This is a genomic window from Flavobacterium notoginsengisoli, assembly GCF_014207905.1.
In the GTDB taxonomy this organism is placed as follows: Bacteria; Bacteroidota; Bacteroidia; order Flavobacteriales; family Flavobacteriaceae; genus Flavobacterium; species Flavobacterium notoginsengisoli_A.
This window is the reverse complement of sequence record NZ_JACHLB010000003.1, coordinates 61,036-83,078: the sequence shown is the minus strand read 5'-3', so window position 1 is coordinate 83,078 and position 22,043 is coordinate 61,036. Positions and strand designations below refer to the sequence as shown.

15 protein-coding genes are annotated in these 22,043 nt (G+C 32.1%); 4 read left to right on the top strand and 11 right to left on the bottom strand.

Features of this window, described 5'->3' with window-relative positions; all coding sequences use genetic code 11:
- Positions 1-200: 200 nt before the first annotated feature.
- From HNP35_RS11010 to HNP35_RS10980, 7 genes are all read right to left on the bottom strand, one after another.
- The gene (locus tag HNP35_RS11010) at positions 201-1,532 is read right to left on the bottom strand and encodes a hypothetical protein (RefSeq protein WP_184161489.1); all 1,332 of its coding nucleotides are present in this window, start codon (positions 1,530-1,532) and stop codon (positions 201-203) included.
- A 35-nt stretch (positions 1,533-1,567) separates the two neighbouring features.
- Complete coding sequence (locus HNP35_RS11005) at positions 1,568-3,973, bottom strand: TonB-dependent receptor (RefSeq protein WP_246453471.1); 2,406 nt, start codon at positions 3,971-3,973, stop codon at positions 1,568-1,570.
- 443 nt (positions 3,974-4,416) lie between these two features.
- Positions 4,417-5,409 carry an FAD:protein FMN transferase gene (locus HNP35_RS11000; RefSeq protein ID WP_184161486.1) on the bottom strand — a complete coding sequence of 331 codons (993 nt, stop codon included), beginning with the start codon at positions 5,407-5,409 and terminating at the stop codon, positions 4,417-4,419.
- 111 nt (positions 5,410-5,520) lie between these two features.
- Complete coding sequence (locus tag HNP35_RS10995; RefSeq protein ID WP_184161483.1) at positions 5,521-7,704, bottom strand: PepSY domain-containing protein; 2,184 nt, start codon at positions 7,702-7,704, stop codon at positions 5,521-5,523.
- Positions 7,705-7,840: 136 nt separating this feature from the next.
- Positions 7,841-8,323, bottom strand: coding sequence for a DUF2271 domain-containing protein (locus tag HNP35_RS10990; RefSeq protein WP_184161480.1), 483 nt, complete (start codon positions 8,321-8,323; stop codon positions 7,841-7,843).
- A 108-nt stretch (positions 8,324-8,431) separates the two neighbouring features.
- Positions 8,432-9,922 carry an ankyrin repeat domain-containing protein gene (locus tag HNP35_RS10985; protein WP_184161477.1) on the bottom strand — a complete coding sequence of 497 codons (1,491 nt, stop codon included), beginning with the start codon at positions 9,920-9,922 and terminating at the stop codon, positions 8,432-8,434.
- A 243-nt stretch (positions 9,923-10,165) separates the two neighbouring features.
- A complete protein-coding gene (locus tag HNP35_RS10980; protein ID WP_184161474.1) occupies positions 10,166-11,866 on the bottom strand; it encodes a tetratricopeptide repeat protein in 1,701 nt (566 codons plus the stop codon).
- An 890-nt stretch (positions 11,867-12,756) separates the two neighbouring features.
- Here HNP35_RS10980 and HNP35_RS10975 point away from each other — a divergent pair.
- The 3 genes from HNP35_RS10975 (at position 12,757) to HNP35_RS10965 (ending at position 17,261) form a co-directional block, all read left to right on the top strand.
- A complete protein-coding gene (locus tag HNP35_RS10975; protein ID WP_184161471.1) occupies positions 12,757-13,731 on the top strand; it encodes a ribonucleotide-diphosphate reductase subunit beta in 975 nt (324 codons plus the stop codon).
- Between the two features lie 18 nt (positions 13,732-13,749).
- Entirely contained in the window at positions 13,750-15,444 is a 1,695-nt protein-coding gene (locus tag HNP35_RS10970) for a ribonucleoside-diphosphate reductase subunit alpha (RefSeq protein WP_184161468.1), read from the top strand.
- Between the two features lie 215 nt (positions 15,445-15,659).
- The gene (locus HNP35_RS10965; RefSeq protein ID WP_184161464.1) at positions 15,660-17,261 is read left to right on the top strand and encodes a Na+/H+ antiporter; all 1,602 of its coding nucleotides are present in this window, start codon (positions 15,660-15,662) and stop codon (positions 17,259-17,261) included.
- Between the two features lie 139 nt (positions 17,262-17,400).
- Here the strand turns inward: HNP35_RS10965 and HNP35_RS10960 are convergent, their stop codons facing one another.
- On the bottom strand, positions 17,401-17,844 hold the full coding sequence (locus HNP35_RS10960) for a PaaI family thioesterase (RefSeq protein WP_184161461.1): 444 nt from the start codon (positions 17,842-17,844) through the stop codon (positions 17,401-17,403).
- Between the two features lie 11 nt (positions 17,845-17,855).
- Entirely contained in the window at positions 17,856-18,623 is a 768-nt protein-coding gene (locus HNP35_RS10955; protein WP_184161458.1) for an SDR family oxidoreductase, read from the bottom strand.
- A 122-nt stretch (positions 18,624-18,745) separates the two neighbouring features.
- On the opposite strand from HNP35_RS10955, the gene HNP35_RS10950 reads away from it, so the two are divergent.
- Positions 18,746-19,159, top strand: a complete 414-nt coding sequence (locus HNP35_RS10950) for a winged helix-turn-helix transcriptional regulator (protein WP_184161455.1) — start codon at positions 18,746-18,748, stop codon at positions 19,157-19,159.
- 56 nt (positions 19,160-19,215) lie between these two features.
- Here HNP35_RS10950 and HNP35_RS10945 read toward each other — a convergent pair whose 3' ends face one another.
- Together HNP35_RS10945 and HNP35_RS10940 are read right to left on the bottom strand one after the other, a co-directional pair.
- On the bottom strand, positions 19,216-20,988 hold the full coding sequence (locus tag HNP35_RS10945) for a MutS-related protein (protein ID WP_184161452.1): 1,773 nt from the start codon (positions 20,986-20,988) through the stop codon (positions 19,216-19,218).
- Between the two features lie 61 nt (positions 20,989-21,049).
- A complete protein-coding gene (locus tag HNP35_RS10940; protein ID WP_184161449.1) occupies positions 21,050-21,883 on the bottom strand; it encodes a universal stress protein in 834 nt (277 codons plus the stop codon).
- Positions 21,884-22,043: the final 160 nt, after the last annotated feature.

The following is a 22,043-nucleotide window of genomic DNA, read 5'->3' as shown; positions in this document are numbered from 1 at the left end:
GAAGCTTCGGGACTATGTGTGAAAGCTAGCTTTTTTTGTAACCTAAACAAATAATAAACATCTATGTTTCTATGTGTTTAAATTTTGCCAACTGGAGTATAAAAAAACATTCCGCTTGCTATAAATAGAAGCGGAATGTTCAATTAAAAAAAAACTCAAGTGATGAATTACATACAGTTTGTAATCATACTGTATATTTTTTAGAATACCCCAATATAGTGGTTTCCTGGCTTGTTAACTAATTTAGCACCTTTAGTAACTTTTCCTGTTGGAATATCAATTACGTAGATGTTACCATCTTTTCCAACTGGAGTAACAGCGATGTAGAAGTTGTTTCCGTCAACAACAAAACCTTGATATTGACCGAAATCTAAGTCAGCATCGTAAGCGATATCTTCAACTTTTGTAGCAGTTTTTGCATTTAAGTCTAATCTCGCTAAGAAACCTTGGCTTGTTCCTTCGTAAGTGTAAACAGCATACGCAATTCCATTTCCAACATATCTCCAAGCATCGATGTAAGAACCTTTAATTCCTAAAGCTGTATCTAAACTAAATACATAAGAATTGTCATATTCGTTGCTTTGGTTGATTTTTAAGATATAAGAACCTTTTTGAGTATCTCTTTGCGTTGCTTGGTAAATGTTTCCATCTGTAGCTACGAAGCTATTGAAACTTCTGTATCCGCTTGTATCACCAAAACCTACAGTTGAAGTAATTACTTTTGGATTTTCTAATGAAGGGTAATCAACCACAACAGATTTAGATCCTAAACGAGTAAATGAACTTTCGTTTGTTGCAGGGTTTGCTGGATTTGATTTACGCATCCAAGTTCCGATAATTAATTTGTTTCCAGCTTTATTTAATGTTGGAGCATCTAAACGGAAAATGTGGTGACCAAGTGCCTCTTCTTCAGGAGTTAAAGGGATTTGATATTGTTTGTAAGCTGAGATTAAAGTTTGCTGCATATCTAAAGAAAGAACAGTAGCAATTCCTCTTGTGTTTTTGTATGTTTTATCTTCATTAGTGCTTACAACTGGAGTTGCAACGTTTACTGCTACACCTGTTTTATCTCCGTCAAAAAGTTTTACCCATCTTGGAGAAGTTCCAGCATATTGAGAAATGTTAACTTTTGCTGTAGATTCAGCAAAATTGCTTCCGCCATTTACTTTGTATGTCATGAATTCACCTCCATTAGCACCTGTATACGTGATATTGAAAAGTGTGCTTCCGTCTACAGAAGATTGCAAACGAGCTGTTCTACTAGATTGTACAGGAGAACCATTTGCATAAACATCTACAGAAAAGTTTGGGTCAATAGCATTTTCTTTACTAATAGCATAAACTCTTGTTCCTCCATTTCCATCACCTGGATCAGTCTGCATTAAAGCTCCAGCTACAGTAATCCAACGACCATCAGTTACTGGATTTACTGGATCTGCACTTTTATTATCGTCGCTGCTACAAGCTGTACTTAGCGCTAATGCACCAAATAATAAGCTTGAGGTAAATAATTTAAATGTGTTCTTTTTCATTTTTATTTCATTTAAAAATTAGTTATTTATTGATTTTAAAATTTATTAAGGTTGTAATTAACTTTCAGGTAAAAAGCTCTTCCCGGTTTTTGCGCGGCAAAGTTGTCGTAAACCTGCTCGTCTAGAATATTTCTGGCATCAAAACTTACCGTAAACTGCTTATTTGGAAAAACATAGCTTAATCCTAAATCTTGAGGAAATTGCGCTGTAGTTCTGTCTACTTCTAACCAAGAAGTATAAAATGGTGCGACATAACCGCAGTAGTAATAAAGATTAAGTTCTGATTTACTTTGAATTACATTTCTAAAGTTATATTGAAGATTTCCATTGATGGTGAAATATGGTTCGTTTGGCAATTGTTTGTTGTAGTGAACCAAAATGTTCCCATTAGCATCGTATTTGTCTTTGTATAATGAATTGAATTTAGAAAGATTCATACCAGCAAAAAAGCGATTGTTGTATGTGTATTGAATAGAAGTTTCAAAACCAACAGATTGCGCTTCACCTAAATTGACAAAAGGAGATGCCTGTATTGCTTCATTTAAACGATCACTAATCTGACGTACAATTTTACCTTTTGTATTTCTCCAAAATCCATTTCCTGAAACAGTGATTTTATGATTGTTAAGGTCGTAAGGTCCAAATCTGAAACCGGCATTGAAATTATTGCTTTGTTCAGGACCTAAATTAGGATTGCTTATAATGTTTTCACCTGGACTTCCGAAAATTTCATTTTCATTTGGTAATCTGATTGCTTTTTCAGCAGAAAACATGAACATTACGTCACGAAAAAGCGCATAAGAACCAGCGAAACCATAACCTGTGTAATTAATTCTTTTTGATAGAATATTTTCTTTAACAACACTTTGTCCATTCTCTGTTACAACAGTTGGAGTAGTTTGTTCGGTTTTCATACTATAATTTTTGACAAAAGGATTGGCTCTCAAGCGAGATTTAAAAGCAGATATTTCGTAAGAAAAAGAAGAAACTGTTTTGGCTAAATCTCTTGTAACAATGAAATTTCTAGTAATTTCTGGTAACATTTCATCCAGATCATTTCGATCTAAAATATACGTCATAACATTCACCATTACTCTTTGATTTTCTGTAATGTTGTACGTTAAACCTGCACGAGTATTGAAGATGTCCGATTTCATATGATTAATCGTCGGAGCTCCTTGTTGTGCGCCAGTATTGCTTAAAATTGGTGTTCCGTATAAACCAAGTGCTTTTTCGCCGTTCCAATTATAATTCCATTTAACCGTATCATTAATCACGTCATTTCTATGACTGTAAACCGCAACAGCAGAAAAGTCAAGATTTTTAATAATGAAATCTTTCTTATTATAATTTAATGAAATCACATTTGCCATAGCTTCACTAAAACGACCTTTATAAGGTTTCGTCATGTATTGCCCATGCTGAATCTGGTTGTAATCTTGAGAACCATTGTAACTAATAGAAAAGTTATCTGCCCAATCTACATTTGTAAATCCAGCCTCCAATCTTCCTCCGAAAGAACGATACATACTTTCAAATCTTTTGGCTCTGATGTATTCGTAACGTCCGTTTGGTGCGATATTGTAAACAAATCTTCCCCAAACTTCATAATCATTGTCGGAGTAATTTTGAAAAGCGTTGGCTTTAATGGTAAATCCGTTTTTGTCTCTGAAAGTTGCATTTACATTCGATTGTACAGTGTTGAATGAACCATAAGAAACCGAAGCATTTAAGCTGTTTTTTGCTCCTTTTTTCAATACAACATTGATAGCTCCACCGAGAGAATCATCTGCTAAATAAGCCGGAACCACTCCTTTAAAAACTTCAATTCTTTCAATTAAAGCAGGCGGAATACTATTTAAACTAAATGAAGCACCATAGGTTGAAATCGGAACTCCGTCAATAAAAATTCTAATCGCATTTCCAGACATTCCATTAATGTTGTAAGTTACCGCAGAACCTAAACCTCCATTTTGTCTGATTCTAACACCACCAGAACGATCTAATAAATCGTTGGTTTGAAGATTTCTTTTTGCCGCTTCTTGCGTTTCAATAACATTTACTGCAAAGCCTTTTTCGGTAATATCTTTTTTGAAACTTTTTCGCTCAATTTTGACTTCTTTAAGCGCCTTCGCATCTGTAATTTTTTCTAAATCGATATTAATCTGTTGTGTCGGTTTATTCACAACAACGTCAATCATTTTAGGTTTTGCCTCCATCGAGGAAGTTTCTAATTTGTAACTGCCATAAGCAAGTCCTTTTATTTCATATTGCCCGTCTGCATCAACGACAACATAAATTTTTGTTCCCTTAATTTGAACTGCTGCTCCAAAAGCATTTTCTGTATGTCCAAGGGTTACTTTTCCTGTAATTTTTCCGGTTTGAGACCAACCAGAAATGGTTATCATAAAAAGGAGAGAAAGAGAGTAAAAAATTCTCATATATTAGTTTACTGATTATTGGTCTGCAAACTTATATGATAATTTAAATTTAATCTAAATAAAGTAATTAGAAGATTATTAGAATTAAGTAGATGTATTTTAATGTTTTTTTAATGCTAATTCTAATAATTATTGATCAATTGTTAATGTTGAATTGTTAAGTTTTGATCTTTAAATTGGTCTTTCTGAGCGTCCCGAAGCTTGGGTAGAAGTAGCTGCGGAATGTGTTTTAAAATATATTTTTTTAATCTCGCAAAGACGCCAAGTCGCAAAGTTTTATTTGATAATTCGATTTGTTAAAATGAATTGCCTCCAGCTAAAGCTGGAGGCAATTCAAAATTTAAGGTTTGAGATTTGGCGTCTTTGTGAGATTAAAATCATTCTTAGCTTAAATATCTCTTTGCGAATATTTTTTGTTTCAAAAGAAAAAGATAAATAACAATTTACAATTTGTAAGAGAAGTTTTTTGATTTTATCACTTTCCCTTTATCCGTAATCATTAGACAGCTATATTCAGGAAATTTTTGCAATAAAAGCAAGCCTTCTTTCTGACCTAAAACCATCATAGAAGTGCTTAATCCGTTGGCGGTTTCGGCGTTCGGACCAAAAACGGTTACGCTGCATAAACCCGTTGCGGGATATCCAGTTGCAGGATTTATAATGTGTGAATAACGTTTTCCGTTAAAAACAACAAACTTTTCATAATTGCCTGAAGTAGTAACCGCACCTTCTTTTAGCGGAACAGTTCCAATCAATTTTTCAGGTTTAAACGGATTTGTAATTCCGATTTTCCAATCTTTCCCGTTCGGTTGCTTTCCCCAAGTGCTCATGTCGCCAGAACCGTTTATAATTCCCGCTTGAACGCCTTTTTCAAGCATCATTTTACGGCATTTATCGGTCGCGTATCCTTCGCCTAAAGCGCCAAAACCAATTTTCATTCCTTTTAGTTTTAGAAAAATGGTCGAATTGATACTGTCCAAAATAATATTTTTGTAACCTACTTTTTCAACAGATTTTTTTATGGCTTCCGCCGAAGGCATTTCGGTCATAGATCCGTCAAATTTCCAAACGCGGTCTAAGGCAGCGAAACTCACATCAAATGCACCATTGGTTATTTCAGAAAGTTTTATGGCTCTTTTTGCTAATTCAAAAACTTCACGATCTACTTGTATAGGTTTTATTCCCGCATTTTGATTTACTTCTGAAACTTGCGAATTGGGTTTCCAATCAGATATTAAACTTTCAATTCGGCTAATTTCTTCAATAACAACATTGATATTTTGTTCCGCAGAAAGAGAATCTTTATCTACAATGCTAATGTCAAATCTCCCGCCCATTAAAAGAGTGGTTCTTTTACGTAAAACTTGCGCATTACAACAGAAGCTTTGTAGTATTAAAAAAAGAAATAAGTATTTGTATGCAATTGATTTATACATAAAAATAATTTTTTAAAGTATTTTTGATATGCTCCAGCGGAGCAAAATATTTATAGTATCAATTCACAATTCACAATTCACAATTCACAATTCACAATTCACAATTATCCATTAATAACAGTCCGTTAAAAATTGCTTATTTGCTTTATAATCTTCAAGTGTTTTCAAGCCTTTTTCTAAAAGCAATTCACTCAAAATAGCTTCAACATCTTTTTGCATAGCAAGAGAACCGCAAATCATAATAACACCATCTCTTTTCAATAAATTAGCAAAAAATAAAACATCTCTTTTAATCAAATCCATTACATAAATATGTTCGGCTTCACGAGATAACGCCACATGAAAATTATCCAAATGTTCTTTTTGAATCATAATAGACGCAAACTTTTTATACGCCATTAAAGTTGGAGTTTCCATTCTGAATCCGCTATACAAATGCAGTTCCTGTTTAATTTTATTCTGTTCAATCATTCCGAGGAAAGGCGCAATTCCTGTTCCGTTAGAAATAAAAGCCACTTTTGAAGCCTTCTTAGGAAGATGAAAACTTGGATTTTTAATAATTCTTGCTTTAATCGTATTTCCTGGTTCTAGATTATTTAGATATCCAGAACCTAATCCGTTAGGATGAAGTTTAACAACCAATTGAATATTTCCAGAATGATTTCCGATAGAGTAAAGACGTTCTCTAGAATCGTTTGCTGGATAAATCGCTAACAAATCACCAGAACTAAATTTAGCTCTCGAGTTAGCTCTAAGCGTTAGAATAAAAGTATGTTCTGTTTCAGAAATTGGCGTTTTGTCTAAAACCATTAACTTTTGAAGCCCTTTCGGAACATGATTGTACAACGATGGAGTAGTAGCTAACGAAATATCTGTTTTAGCACTCCATAATTTAACCCATTCTACAAACTCAACAGCCGATTTGTCATTTACAGTTTGTAAATCTAAGTAACGTTCTGCCCAAGTTTGATTTTGTAAAAGCTGATCGATTTCAATAGCAAATCCACAAAAATCTGGATAAGCTTTCGAACCAAAACCAACTACAGAAAAGTTGATTTTCTGTTTCTGATCTTGTCTTTCTAATAATGTTTTAAACTGCGTTCCGTTCGAAGGTGCATCTCCCAAACCGTGCGTTGAAGTAAAAACAACAATATGTTCTGCTTTTGGATAAGCTGTAAACTTATTTAATTCGCTAATAAAAACTTTATGTCCGTGGCTAATTAGTTGTTTCTGAATGGCATTGGCAAATCTAAAAGAACTCCCGTTTTCTGAACCAACCAAAAGAATAAAAGTACTTTCGCTAGCTTTGAATTTATTTTTAATTCGGCTCGCTCTTCTTTTCAATGTAATGGCAAAACCAGAATAAATAAAGAACAAAATATTAAGACAAGCAATTGCTAAAATGATTGCCCAAATTCCATTAATTCTTCCCGTATGAAGATCAAGACTTAAAGCACCAAATTGAGCCGTCATCGGAGAAAGCTTTTCAGAAATAACAGTTCCAGTTACCTGATTTACTTCAACTTCACGGTCTTTCAATTCGATGATATAATATTCTTCAGGATCATCTGTAAATGGAAATTCGATTTTCTTTACATCAGACAATAAAGTTGTTTTAAAAATAGAAGTGGTTTTGGCTTTCGCCGAAAGTTCTGTTTTTACAGGTTTTGCTTTTTCTTCACCCATAAAAAAGTTAAATCTCTCTAACGATAAATATGTTCCTGTAAACGAAATAATTAAAATTGGAATTAAAGCCAATCTTCCTAAAAGCACATGATAATATTGTGCAAAATATTCTTTGATTATTTTAGAAAAGAAATTTCTAATGCCACGCTGTCTTTTTAAAACAAGCACAAATCCAGAAATGGATATTAGTAATAAAAAAAATGAAATTACACCCACAAAAAAACGTCCTGTTTCATGAAGAAATAACGAACGGTGAAAACTCGTAATCCATTTAATGAATTCGGTTTTTTTAATTGGAGTTCCTAGTGTCTTTCCAGTTTTTGGGTCAATGTATGCATTTACATCATTTCCGTCTGCATCGATTGCTTGTAACGTAACAAATTGGTTGTAATCTACACTCAATTCGGTAATTTCAGGATAGGCTTTCTTTAAAATAGGAAGTGTTTCACCTAAAGTTATTTTATTGAAATTTTCTGCTTTGTAAGGAAGTGTTTTTTCCTGAACCGCATCGACTGCCAGAATAATTCCGGTTACCGAAGCCAAAAGCAAAAAAACAGAAGAAAATAAGGCCAAAGCCAAGTGTGCATAACGCCAAAAAGAAAGAGTCATTGAATTTATTCTAGTAATGTATTAAAATATTTAAAGCTTTGTCAAAGCTACAACTTTGACAAAGCTCAGTTTTCAATTTTAAGCATAAAAAAATAGAATTTATACTTATGAAAGTTAATAAATAATATATTTAAGATTATATTTTGTTTAGTCTTACATATTTGATATAACCTTTACCATCTGTTTTTTCTGCAAGACCTTCAGTTGTTAACGGAATTTCAAGATCGCTCACATAATACTTCTGATCTTCAACTGCAGATTCAAAACGTAATTTATATCCTTTATTAATTTTAGAATTTTCAATTTCGATAGTCGTTACACTACGATCTCCACCAGTCACAGAAGCACCCGTTTTTGCACTAATATCATCTGATTTTGCAGTGTGAAATTTATTCCATTCTTTTAAAGATTTGTACCATTTTTTATCATCACCCATTACATAAAGTGTTTTTTCGTATTCACCATTTGCATTAATTAAAGAAACTACGATATAAGCACCTTCGCCCATGTAGTTGTTCATTTGAAGCATACATTTGTATTTGCTTGCTTGTGCTTGAGTTTGAAAAGAAAGTAAAAAGATAAAAGCGCTTGTAAGAGCAATTTTTAATATTGATTTCATAAAAATTTATTTGTATTGATTGGTAATTTAAATTCCAAAATTCAAATTCCAAATACCAAAAATAGCGTTTGGAATTTGGAATTTCAAGTATTGATTTATTAATTGTTTTTATTTTAAAAATTCAACAGAAACGTTGTTTTTGCTAAGCAATTCGTTTTCTTTTGCTAAAGCATAAGCCGTTTCGTCAAACTCAGTGCTGATTTCTTTTTTTGCTCCAGCAGAAACAAGATATTTTAAAATTGCATCATCTTTAGAAGTCATGGCAGCTCTATGCAAAGCCGTTAAACCATCTTTGTTTTTAGCATTGATGTCAACTTTTAAATCTGTGATTTTTTTAAGAAGTGAAACATCATTTTTTGTAATTGCTAAATGGTACAAAGTATTTCCGTCTTTTTGTGCTGTTGCTAAGTTCAATCCTTTGTCTTGAAGTAATTTTGCTTTCGCATCAAAAGGGTCGGTAGTTACTTTTTCTCTTCCAGCTGGACGATAAGATTGCACAAGATAAACGCCTAAATTATTTCCATCTTTATCTTTTACATTTACATCAGCGCCTTTTGCTAAAAGTAAACTTACAGCTTCTGGAGTTCCGTATCTAACAGCACTTGTCAAAGCAGATTCTCCTTTTAGGTTTTGCGCATTAATGTTTTTTGCAACAGGAAGAAACAATTCTAAAACAGCCGTTTCTCTAGCAGAAGCAGCAGCCATTACTGGTGTATTTCCTTCTTTATCAGCTTTATTTACATCTACTCCTTTAGCTAAGAAATATTTAATAATTTCTGTCTGATTTGGTTTTCCAGCCAAAATATGTAATACATTTTGCCCCGCTTTGTTTTGAACTGTAGCTTTAATTTTTACTTCTTCGACTAAATATTTGTAAGTTTCAATTGTATTAGTTTCTCTACGGCTTCCTTGCGCAGCAATCAAAAGCGCATTATCCGTTGGTTTGATTCCTTTTTCAAGAAGTTTTTTCAAAAGAGCGATATTTCCAGATCTTGCTGCGTAAGAAAAAGCAGTATTTCCATCATTATCAACATCTTTTAAGGACATTCCTTTTGTTGAGAAATATTCAGCAGCTTTTAAATCTTTATCTGAAGCAATTGCCAAAAGTAAAAGATTAGCGCCGTTTGCATATTTCTTTGTTGGATTTACACCAGCTTTAAAAAACGCATCATACATGGCAGGATTTGCTTGTCCGTTTGAAGCAGCAAAATCAGCTGGAGCTGTTCCGTGGCTGTCTTCAAAGTTTACATCAGAACCTTTGCCAATTAAATATTGTACCAATTCTGTATTGCCTCTGTAAGCCGCCCAGTGTAAATAAATACGATTATCGTGAGTCAATTTTGTAATTGAATTTCCTGGCTGATCTATTAAAAATTTGATTGTTTCAAAAGGAGCGTCATTATTAATCGCTAAAGTGGTAACATCAAATGCATTTATGTTTGCTTCCGAAGGGTTATTTCCTTTTGCTATTTCTGCTTTAACAGTTTCAACATTTGGAGTGTTTTTCCAGAATGTAGCATCTAGCAATGAGTTTTTTTGCTGTGCACTTACAAATAAGCTAGCAGCAAATGCAAAAGAAACGAAAAGATTCTTTTTCATATTTCGATAATTTATGGTTATTGAATTGTACAAGATTAATTTATTTTTGAGGAATTATTTTTATCTATTTAGAATAAATAAAAATAAAGCAAATGTAAAAATTAATCTTTTTAAATCAAGAATAAATTGTCGTAAAAAGAGAATTTTAGTGCAGATTTTCTAAAAATTAAGAATGCCTTAAGCTGATTTTAATTTTTATTTAATTTAATGCCGTTCAAGCAACCAATTTATCTGAGATTCATTTTAAGAAAAGCGACCAAAAAGAACTTTGAATTTGTCTCCAAGTATTTCTCTCAATTTTTGTTTTGATTCTTTTATGTCTTCATTTGTCATTTGTAAAAGTTCTGTAATTTCATTATTACTGAAATCAAGTTTTTGAAGCAATAGTAGTCTTTTGTCTTGTCCAATTATCGTTGGAAAATCATCTTGTAATAAGGCATAAAATCTTGGTAATTCTTTTTGGAATTCTTTTTTAAAAGCTGCCCATTCTTCATTTGTCATAGCATGCGATTGAAGTAAGGCATTAAGTTTTCCTTTTCTTCTTTCTAAATAATGTAAAGAAGAGTCATGAATGTTTTCAATCTCTTTTTTTAGATTTTTTATTTGAACGTTTTTCTCTTTTAGATATTCAATTTGAGATTTTAAGGTTTCCTGAACATTTTGTTCCATTTTTGCTTTTTCGGATGCTAAAGCTTTTACTTTCTCATCATATTGCAATTGTCTGTCATTGTTCTTTTTTATAAAATACACGAAAATCAAAAGAACCATACTAGCCACCATTGTTACTATAATGATATAGAATTTTTTTAGCGTTGCTTCATATTTGTATTTTTCTTTATCGATGCGTTGTTGATAGTTGTTTTTTTCAATAATCCAATTGGCTTGATTAATAGCCACGTCACCGTCTTCTTTTTGAAGCGAATCTTCAATGGCGACCATTCGTCTTCTTAAGTTTAGTTCATTTTCTACAGAATTCTTTTGTTGCAATATTTTTAGTTTCAGCTTAATAATCTGTAATTCCGATTTTTTGAAATAGGATTTTTTTACGGCAATATTTTCAGCTTTTTTTAGAAATTCTAAAGATTCTTCTAGACGATTCTTTTTCAAAAATAATTCAGCCAATAGAATAGAAGCATACATTGTATTCTGATCACTTTTATATTCCTCAGAAATTTGAATATCTTTTTTTAAGAAAGCAATTGCCGTTTCAAAATCGCCATTTTGCTGACTAACAGTTGCTAAGTCTCCTAAAGCTTTAGCGTATCTTACATCATCATGAATTAGCTTAGCCATTTTAGCCGTTTCATTCAAATAATGGGAAGCCATTTTATAATCTTTAATGTATAAATAATTTAATCCAATAGAATTAAGTATAGAAGCATATTCAGAAGTATTTTTTACGGCTTGTTTTTCGGCAAGTTTTAAATAATGCAGTGATTTATCGTAATCTCCAAATGTTTGTAGAATCCAGCCAATTCTTTTGTAAGTTTCATCGGCATTTACGATCTCTTTCGCAGGAAGTGGTTCAATGTTTTCCATTATTTCCAACAGAAAAGGAGTAAGAGTGATATAATCTCTATAAAAATATAAATAGTTAATGTAGTTGAGTTTTGTCCAAATTTCTAAAGATATAGAATGTGAATCTTTTGCTTTTTGAATAGAATTTAAATAATAGTTTTCAGAGGTTTTGTTGCGTCTATTGTAATAGTTGCTATATCCGTTTGCTAATAAGCCTTTGTAAATACTCTGATATTTGGTTATTTTATTTAAAGGAGCAAGATATTTACTTAAAGCTATTGTATCTGTTCCAAAATTTTTCTCTTGAAGCAGAATCGATTCAATATTCTTGAGCTCGTTTTTTGAAGTCTCAATTTGCAGTTTTTGCGCATTGGTAACAAATGCATAACAGAATAAAATAAAAAAAAATACTTTTTTGGCAGACATTAAATTCGTTTTGGCAGGGTGAGGTTCTATAGTAAAGTTAATAAAAAATAATATTTATGAGTTAGTAATGATTTTAAAGTGTTGATTTTTAATTACATTACCTGAAATAGTATTTTTTAATTTTCCTGCCATCTTTTTGAGGGGTTTTAGATGTTAAAATTTAATTATGTTTTCTGAGTTTTAAACGCAAGTTAAATTATTCCTAAAATAATTTTTCAGGTATTTATACGCTATTTTTAAACATTTTTATTTGATAGAAAAGTAAAAAGAACAAGTTTGTTTTTTCTGCTATTTCATTCTTAAAAATGAACAACTTTAGAACTCAGTTTTACTTTTTCGAACGTTTTTTGATATTAAAATTATTTTGAAAAAAAATGGCGTTAAACAAAATGTTTTTTAAGCTCTTTTAATGAAATTTAGAAAGATAACCAGAATGATCTTTTTCGTAATGTTTTGTTTTTAAAAAAGTTAAACTTCTAATCCTGCAAAAAACGAGAAAACACTATTTAGAATAATTATTAATAGATGACGTTTTTTTTAGCCGAAATCGAATCTAAAATTTCAATTTTCTAAAACCGACTGTTGATAACTGTTTTTAATTCTCCTCCAAAAATGGACTTCTTTTTTTGTTGATAACTTCATTTTAATTTTAGGGAAAATGCTAGTTCATTGCGAATTAGAAGACATTGTTTTCCTGTTGATAAAATTTCCAAAATCACTCGTTTTTGAAGTTTTCAAACTGTTGATAATTGATAGGATTTTTAACATCTAAAACTGGACAAAAGAATAACTGTAGGTTAAATTTGTATTAATTGAAAAACACGCTAATACCTCCTTCAATTGAGCGCTCGATTTTCAGTTCAAAACATGTCACTTAAAATTCTATATATATGTCAATTTTCGATAAAAGAATCAATTATAAACCTTTTGAATATCCAGAGGTTCTCCAGTTTACAGAAGCGATTAATAAAGCTTATTGGGTACATACAGAAGTAGATTTTACTGCCGATACGCAAGATTTTCATGCTCATTTAGATTTAGCAGAAAAAACTGCCATTAAGAATAGTTTATTGGCAATTGCACAGATTGAGGTAGCTGTAAAAAGTTTTTGGGGTAATATATATGAACATTTCCCAAAACCAGAATTTAATGGATTAGGGACAACTTTTGCAGAATGTGAGTTCAGACATTCTGAAGCTTATTCTCGTTTATTGGAAGTTTTAGGATATAATGACGAATTTGAGAGATTGTTAGACGTTCCTGTGGTTCGCAGACGTGTAGATTATCTTTCGAATGTATTGAAAGACACTAAATCTCAGGATAACAGAAAATATATGGTCTCGCTGATTTTATTCAGTATTTTAATTGAAAACGTTTCATTGTTTAGCCAGTTTGCTATTTTATTGTCATTCACAAGATTCAAAGGATATATGAAAAATGTGAGCAATATTATCGCTTGGACTTCAATCGACGAACAGATTCATGCCAATGGCGGAATTTATATCATCAATAAAATCCGTGAAGAATTTCCAGAATATTTTGATGCCGATACTTTAGAATTAATTAGAGAAACAGTAAAAGAATCAATTACTGTTGAAGCAGATATTTTAGATTGGATTTTCGAAAATGGTCCAGTAGAAACTATCAATAAAGAAGATTTGGTAAACTTCATGAAATTTAGAATTGACGAAAGCTTGAAACAAATCAACATTGAAACTATTTTTAATGTTTCTCCAGACGAATATTCAAAAATGACTTGGTTCGAAGAAGAAGTTTTTGCTAACAGTTTAGACGATTTCTTTGCTAAACGTCCAGTAGAATACACAAAACACGATAAAAGTATCACAGCAAACGATCTTTTTTAATACAAGCCCAGCATACATATGAATACGATAGACACAAACCCAGTAAATAATTTTGAACAACCAATCGATACCAAAATGTGGTGGAAAAACTCTGAAAGTGAGCAGATTTTAAACCGCGGTTATCTTTTGAAAGGTGAAACAGTAGAAGGTGCAATTGATAGAATTTGTACGGCTGCTTCTAAAAGACTTTACAAACCAGAATTGAAAGAGTCTTTTATGGAAATGATAGAAAGAGGCTGGATGAGTATCAGTTCGCCAGTTTGGGCCAATATGGGAACAGAAAGAGGTCTTCCGATTTCATGTTTTAATGTTCACGTTCCAGATAAGATTGAAGGAATTACACATAAATTAGGAGAAGTTATCATGCAGACCAAAATTGGAGGTGGAACTTCTGGTTATTTTGGTGAACTGCGCGAACGTGGAAGTGCTGTAACAGACAACGGAAAGAGTAGTGGTGCGGTAAGTTTTATGAAGCTTTTTGACACAGCTATGGATACGATTTCACAAGGTGGAGTTCGTCGTGGTGCATTTGCCGCTTATTTAGATATTGATCATCCAGATATCGAAGAGTTTTTGAAAATAAAAAGTATCGGAAACCCGATTCAAAACTTGTTTACAGGAATCTGTGTTCCAGATTATTGGATGCAGGAAATGATTGATGGCGATGCAGAAAAAAGACAAGTTTGGGCTAAAGTTTTAGAAAGCCGTCAGCAAAAAGGTTTGCCTTATATTTTCTTTAGTGATAACGTAAATAAAAACAAACCGCAAGTTTATAAAGATCAGAATCTTAGAATCAATGCAAGTAATTTATGCAGTGAGATTATGCTTCCATCTACTCAAGATGAATCATTTATTTGCTGCCTTTCTTCTATGAATTTAGAATTATATGACGAATGGAAAGATACTGAAGCAGTAAAACTAGCAATCTTTTTCTTGGATGCCGTTTTACAGGAATTTATAGAAAAAACAGAAGGCAATTATTATCTTTCTGCTGCTAATAAATTTGCAAAAAGACACCGTGCACTTGGTTTAGGAGTTTTAGGATGGCATTCTTATCTTCAAAAAAATATGATTCCGTTTGAAGGAATGGAAGCAAAATTGAAAACAACAGAAATTTTCAAACATATTAGCGATAAAGCTGATAAAGCAAGTCAGGATTTGGCTAGAATTTATGGAGAACCAGAATTGCTAAAAGGTTACGGAAGAAGAAATACAACCACAATGGCAATTGCGCCAACAACTTCATCTTCTGCTATTTTAGGACAAACTTCTCCAGGAATCGAACCTTTCAGCAGTAATTATTACAAAGCTGGATTGAGTAAAGGTAATTTTATGCGTAAAAATAAATACCTTAAAAAATTACTAGAAGAAAAAGGTTTAGATAATGAAGAAGTTTGGAGAGGAATTATGCTGAACGGAGGAAGTGTTCAGCATATGGAACAATTAAGTCAAACTGAAAAAGATGTTTTTAAAACATTTAAAGAAATCAGCCAGTTAGAAATTGTACAGCAAGCCGGAATTCGTCAGAAATTTGTAGATCAAGGGCAAAGTTTAAATCTTAATATTCCAGCAGAATTAGCGATTAAAGATGTAAACAGGCTAATGATCGAAGCTTGGCAATTGGGAGTTAAGAGTTTGTACTACCAAAGAAGCCAGAGTGTTTCTAAAGAATTGGTTACGAGTCTTGTTTCTTGCAGCAGTTGTGAATCATAAAAAATACGAAAAGCCGAATCTAAAATTGAGATTCGGCTTTTTTATTGTTGCTCAAATCGTTTTCATACAGGTTTTACTTTTTATACTATTTCTTCACATGGACAAAGGCACATCTTGTCATTTTTTTTTTGTAGCCGATGAAAATTAAGTTGTCATAAAATAGTAATTTAGTGCCGACAATTTATAATCCAAAACCAATAATTACCACCAAATAAATGGAGAATATTACCGTAATCATTATGCTGCTTTTCGGCGTAGCTTTTCTGAGCCTTGTTAGTAAAAGATATAATTTTCCAATTCCGATTGTTTTGGTTTTATGTGGGGTTGTTATTAGTGTTTTTCAAGGACTTCCCGTTATTGCTTTAAGTCCAGAAGTAGTATTTGTAATATTTCTGCCGCCGTTGTTATACCATGCGGCGTGGCATACAAGCTGGTCCGACTTTAAACAATCTGTTCGACCAATAACTTTAGCAGCCGTTGGTTTGGTTTTTTTTACAACAGGATTAGTTGCTGTTGTAGCACATTGGCTTATAGATGATATTTCTTGGCCGTTAGCCTTTTTATTGGGTGCAATTGTTTCGCCACCCGACGCAGTTTCAGCAACGGCTATTACAAAAGGTTTAGGACTTAACCCGAGATTAATTGCTATTCTTGAAGGAGAAAGTTTAGTAAACGATGCAAGTGGTCTTGTGGCATATAAATATGCTCTTATGGCCATTACGGCTGGAAATTTTGTTTTATGGCAAGCAGGCCTAAACTTTGTTTTAATGTCAGTGTTGGGTATCGCAATAGGTTTGGCAGTTGGTTACATTATGTATTATATCCATAAAAGATTTGTCTGCGATGATATTATTGAAGTAACACTAACGTTATTAACGCCATTTGCTTCTTATCTAATTGCAGAACATTTTGAAGGCTCAGGAGTTTTGGCAGTTGTAGCAACGGGTCTTTTTCTAGCGGCGAGATCTGGAACTATTTTTTCTCATGAGAGTAGAATTATGACGAATACCATTTGGGATGTTTTAAATAATATTCTGAACGGTTTAATTTTCATTTTGATCGGACTTCAATTAAGACAAATTATTGATGGAATCAGCAATTACTCTGGAAATTCGTTACTTATTTGGGGAGCTGTGATTAGTTTTGTAGTTATTTTGGTGCGTTTCCTTTGGGTTATTCCGGCAACGATTATTCCAAGAATGTTGAGTAAAAAGATTCGTGAAAAGGAAGAATTCGATTATCGAAATATGATCATTTTTGGATGGTCTGGAATGCGTGGTGTGGTTTCTATGGCAGCGGCTTTAGCGCTTCCGCTAATGTTGAACAAAACAGAAGAATTCCCGCTTCGAAATTTAATTATATACTTAGTTTTCTGTGTAATACTTTCAACTTTAGTAATTCAAGGTCTTACACTTCCTTGGCTTATCAAGAAATTAAAAATTGAGCGTTATTCGATACTTGCTGAAGAATATAATATTAGAAATGTCATTGTTTCTGAAACAATTGCCCATATTGAAGATAACTTTTCATTATTAGATGATGAATTACTGCATAATATTAAAAGCAAATACGAAGTAAAATTTAACCGACTACAAAAAACGGAGCTTCCTTCTAACTTTTTTGGAAATGGAAAAGTGCTAGGCGGACAAATTTTTAATGAGTTCACCAAGATTCAAATTGACCTTTTAAATGTAGAAAGAGCAAAACTTGAATCCATGCATAAGTTTGGTTCTGTAAACGAAGAAATATTCCGTAAAATCGAAAAAGAATTGGATTTGGAAGAAACTCGTTTGTGGATGGAAATGTATGAAGAGTAAATTGTTCAATTTTTTAAATTCCAAATTCCAAATTCCAATTGTAGTTTATTATTTCTCCTTCGTCGAAATGACAAGATTATGGGTTTCAGCTTTGTCAAAGTTTAGAACTTTGACAAAGCTTTTTTCTTTCAAAGGCATTTTAACTTGGAATTTTAAAATCGCTCAAAGCTAAATTAGCACTTGCTTGCGCCACAATTTTCGAAGTGTTTTTATTGGTAACTTCTGCTTTAATATTAATGATTGTTTTGCCAAGTTTCTCCAATTTCGTAGTAACAATAACGGTTTGATTTTCGAAAACAGGATTAAAATAATCTATATATAAATTGATTGTCGGATAGAATTTTTCTAATCCTAAAACCATAAAATTTACTCCGATACAATCGTCAATCATTCCTGCGGTAACGCCTCCGTGAAGCATTCCAACTGGATTGGTCATCTCTTTTCTGATTTCAAACTCAAACTGAACTGCTTTTTCTTCTACAGAAATCACTTTTCCGTTTAACCAATGTGCAAAAGGCGAGGGGCTGCCAGTAAAATGTTTTCCAATAAAACTTTGAAGAAACAGTAATCTTTTATTTTCCATATTGATGTTATTTATGCTGATAATTTGATGCTATTTTTCAAAGGATTAATTAGTTTATAAGCAGTTTTTGGAAAAAATCGGCTTAAAAAATAAATCACTTTTGTATCGCCTACGCGAATGGTGTAATTGTTTTTATGAATTCCGTCCACTAATCCTTTTACAAGCGTTTCTGGCGTTATGGTTTTAGCATCGATGCCTTTTGCCATTTCTGTAGCAACTAACGGAGGTAATAATTCGAAGACCTTTACATTGGTTTTAGCTACTTCTAAATGACTTCTTAGAGAAGCAGTATAGAAACGAAGTGCCGCTTTGGTAGCAGAATATGTCGGAGCTAAATTTGATGGGACATAACTCAATACAGAAGTGGTATTGATAATCGCGCTCTCTGGTCGGCTTTGAAGCATTTTAAGAAATAAATTGTTCAATCTGACAATTGCCAGATAATTAATATTCATTTCGTAAGTTGCCATTTCAGTAATTTTATCGTTTGTTTTGGCCAAGTTATTTGTCGGATTTGCAACTCCTGCATTGTTATAAAGAATATCAATTCCGCCCAAAGATTCTATTTGCGTGTAGAGTTGTTGCGCTTGTTCAGCATCGGCAACATCATTTTGAATGGCAGTTATTTGCGGATAAAGCCTTTTGGCAATATCCAACTTTTCATTGTTTCTTCCCGTGATAATTACTTTGGCACCTTCTGCTAAAAACTGTTTTGCAGATTCTAAACCTATTCCTGAAGCACCTCCAGTAATCAATATTGTTTTACCTTTTAAGTCCATTTTTGTTGATTTTAAAGTGTATAATTTGCTTTGTTTAAGAATATTAAATAAATTTGCTTGCATTTTGCAAGTACAAAGATATTAATTACTTGCAAAATGCAAGTAAATTTTTAAAATATTTTATGAAAACTTCTAAAAAAAGATCGGATTGCCCTATAAATAGGTCATTAGAGATATGGGGAGATAAATGGTCACTGTTGATTATTAGAGATTTGATGTTTAAAAAACAATGCACTTATGGTGACTTTTTAAAATCGGAAGAAAAAATTGCGACCAATATTTTGGCAAGCAGACTTTTGGTTTTAGAAGAGAATGATCTAATTACGAAGCTAGATCATCCAGATAGCAAAGCAAAAGTGCTGTATCAATTGACAGAAAAGGGAATTGAACTATTTCCTGTTATAGTAGAAATCAGTTTATGGGCTGAGAAATACTACGAAGTCCCAGAAGAAAGAAAACTTGTGCTAGAAAAAGCAAAACAAAATAAAGCTGCTTTTATAGAAAAAGGAATTAGAAAAATGAAAGAAGGGTTATAATTGACAATTAACAATTAACAATTAACAATTATCAATTATCAATTATCAATTGATCATTAAATCACGTTCATTTTCTGCATTAAAAACGTTGCGCTTTTGTTTTTACAAATTCCGTTTCGGAGTTTGTAATCGAAATGTAAATCGTCATTTTTAATTTCTACTTCAAAACATTGATTGGTTAGAATTTCTGGAAATTCGTTTGTTGTTAAGCAAACTTCAATGTCATGTGTAGCTATGGCGCCGATTGCTTTTTTAGAAATTATTTTCTTTACCACCTCAATTGTTCCGTTTCTTTTGTCATCAGAATTTGTACCTCTTAAAATCTCATCTAATAAAACAAAAGCAGGCTGATTTTCAAGGGCATCCATGATCTGTTTTAAACGTTTAATTTCAGCAAAAAAGTACGATTCAGAATCAGACAACGAATCTGATAAACGCATTGAAACCAAAACTGGAAGTGGATGGACTTTAGCTTCTGAGGAACAAACTACTGAGCCAATTCCGCTTAATACCATATTGATGCCTAAACTTCTCAAAAAGGTACTTTTTCCAGACATATTCGAACCTGTTAAAATTACGAATGATTGCGGATGAAATTGAGTGTCATTTCCAATTCTTGTTGCTGGATTTAATAGCGGATGGCTTAAATTTTTAAACTCTATAATATATTCCGAATTAATTTCTGGAAACACAAAATCCTCGTTATTGTAGGCTAAATTAGCAAGACTGTTTAAGGCTTCAATTTCTCCAATGATAGAAATCCAGTTATTAATTTCAGAAGCATAATTTTCTTTCCATTTTAAAAGTGCTCTTAAAACATGAAGGTTAAATAAGAATGTTCCGTTAAATAAAGTAGTTGTAAATAAATTATTTATGGTATCCATTCTTGAGAACAATTCCGAAAGCTGTTTCAAATGCTCACTTGCTTTTGCGTTCTTGAAATTTAATTGCTCTTGTAAACGAATTAATTTTTTTGATTGAAAAGATTCATTCTCGATTTTTTCAATTAATAAGCCGTATTGTTTGATGATTGTATCGATGTTATCTGCCTTTGCTATTTCAGATCGAATTCTTTTTGAAGCAAATCCTAAAACGATCATATTGGCAATAAAAATATAAGTCAGATAAGAAAGTAAAATGACTTTTGAAGTGATGAAATAAGCCGTTAAAAACCCAAAAAATGTTACTGGAAAAATAATGGATAATGCAACTAAAACTTTAGGTAAATTGTTGTTTTTAAAAGAAGACCAATATTTTATAGCTTCATAAGATTGTTTGGAATCCTCACCAATAATTGCTAGAGCTTGAAATTCTTGTCTCCAATCGATTTTGTTTTTTAATTCGTTTATTGCTTCTTGATTTTCTAAGATAGAAGATTCAGGAAGTGTATGCAATAATAAATTGGCAAGTGTTTTTTTTCCAATAAATGAAGCGGTTCTATTTAAATTTTGAAATAAAGAATGTTCTCCAAAAATATCCAAATCGTAAGCATACGGATGATGAAAATCGATAAATTCAATTCCGTTTTCAAAAGGTGTTTTTTCTCTTTTTAAGAAGAGGATTTCGTTTTTATTAATTTTTAAAAGCGTATCTGCCAGTAGTTTTTGAAAAGATAATTTAGAATGAATTCTCATTAAAACAATAAAACCAGCAAAAGATAGAACAGCTAATAGTACATAAAGTATTTCGTTTGTTTTAATGTAGTTAAACAGGAAAAACAATAAAAGAAAAATACTTAATAACCTCAAAAGGCTTATGCTGTTGTATTTTTTGTTGGTTTTATGATATATTTCTGAATAAGTATTGACTTTGACTTGATATGCTTTCATTCTAAAATTGGCTTGAAATACAAATATAGCTTTTAAGCCATTAAGTCAGTAGATATTCTCATTAATCTTCGTGCATTACCAAGATTGGAATTGGAACTTCTTTAGATATTTTTTTAGTAAAACTAGAATCAAACAAACTTTCAAAGAAAGAACGTTTGTGTGTAATAGTGGTCAAAATATCAATGTTTTTAAATAGTACAAAATCTAAAATCGTTTCTTTTACATCGTCACTTGGCAAAACTAAAAACTCAACATTTTCTCCAGCAAATTCTCTTTCCCATTCTTTTCTTGTCTCATCTGTAACATCAGAATTAGAAGTTTTGACATATAAACTTTTAACCTTAGCATCGGTTTTCTTTGCAATTTTCAAGATTTTTTTGAGTTCTTTTTTGTCTTTTTCTCTGTAGCGTGTCGTAAAACCAATTGTTTTTACCTTCTTGTATTTAGCTTCAATTGGAACGCATAATACAGGAACTTCAACGCCAGAGATTACAGATTCTGTATTCGAGCCAGTAAAGAATTTTGTCCAGTCAGAAACGCTATTCGTTCCCATAATTACAAAATCTGCCTTGTCTTCTTCGACCGCATTTTTAAGGTTGTAAATTAAGTCACCATCCATTAAACGGTGTTTGATTACAATATCGTCTAATTTGCGTTCAGCAGCAATTGTTCGAAGTTTCGGAATTTCATCTTTAAACATTTCAAATTTTGCCAATTCAATAGAACTGTATATTGAAGCATAATTCTCTGGAAAGAATTGGCTGTCATAAACCGGGATTTCAAATGTATGAAGCAAGATCAATTCGGCTTTTACAACTTTAGCAAATTCTAAAGCATGGACAAATGCATTTGTAGCTGCATCAGAGAAATCGGTAGGGAATAATATCTTTTTCATCGTATTTAGAATTAAGGTTTGTCTCTCAAATTTACTCATTCTAGAAGTAAAACAACCTGATAATTATCAGTATTTTAACACTTAATAATTTGTTAATATGTCTGTTTTGGAAGAAATTTTGCTCTGTGATTGTTTAAATGATTTTAGCCTTTTTTTGTAC

Coding starts and splice junctions, on each gene's coding strand:
- HNP35_RS10965 (WP_184161464.1), top strand. CDS start 15,660: ATGGAGAATATTACCGTAATCATTATGCTGCTTTTCGGCGTAGCTTTT.
- HNP35_RS10975 (WP_184161471.1), top strand. CDS start 12,757: ATGTCAATTTTCGATAAAAGAATCAATTATAAACCTTTTGAATATCCA.
- HNP35_RS11005 (WP_246453471.1), bottom strand. CDS start 3,973: ATGAGAATTTTTTACTCTCTTTCTCTCCTTTTTATGATAACCATTTCT.
- HNP35_RS10950 (WP_184161455.1), top strand. CDS start 18,746: ATGAAAACTTCTAAAAAAAGATCGGATTGCCCTATAAATAGGTCATTA.
- HNP35_RS10995 (WP_184161483.1), bottom strand. CDS start 7,704: ATGACTCTTTCTTTTTGGCGTTATGCACACTTGGCTTTGGCCTTATTT.
- HNP35_RS10990 (WP_184161480.1), bottom strand. CDS start 8,323: ATGAAATCAATATTAAAAATTGCTCTTACAAGCGCTTTTATCTTTTTA.
- HNP35_RS10980 (WP_184161474.1), bottom strand. CDS start 11,866: ATGTCTGCCAAAAAAGTATTTTTTTTTATTTTATTCTGTTATGCATTT.
- HNP35_RS10945 (WP_184161452.1), bottom strand. CDS start 20,988: ATGAAAGCATATCAAGTCAAAGTCAATACTTATTCAGAAATATATCAT.
- HNP35_RS11010 (WP_184161489.1), bottom strand. CDS start 1,532: ATGAAAAAGAACACATTTAAATTATTTACCTCAAGCTTATTATTTGGT.
- HNP35_RS10955 (WP_184161458.1), bottom strand. CDS start 18,623: ATGGACTTAAAAGGTAAAACAATATTGATTACTGGAGGTGCTTCAGGA.
- HNP35_RS10940 (WP_184161449.1), bottom strand. CDS start 21,883: ATGAAAAAGATATTATTCCCTACCGATTTCTCTGATGCAGCTACAAAT.
- HNP35_RS11000 (WP_184161486.1), bottom strand. CDS start 5,409: ATGTATAAATCAATTGCATACAAATACTTATTTCTTTTTTTAATACTA.
- HNP35_RS10970 (WP_184161468.1), top strand. CDS start 13,750: ATGAATACGATAGACACAAACCCAGTAAATAATTTTGAACAACCAATC.
- HNP35_RS10985 (WP_184161477.1), bottom strand. CDS start 9,922: ATGAAAAAGAATCTTTTCGTTTCTTTTGCATTTGCTGCTAGCTTATTT.
- HNP35_RS10960 (WP_184161461.1), bottom strand. CDS start 17,844: ATGGAAAATAAAAGATTACTGTTTCTTCAAAGTTTTATTGGAAAACAT.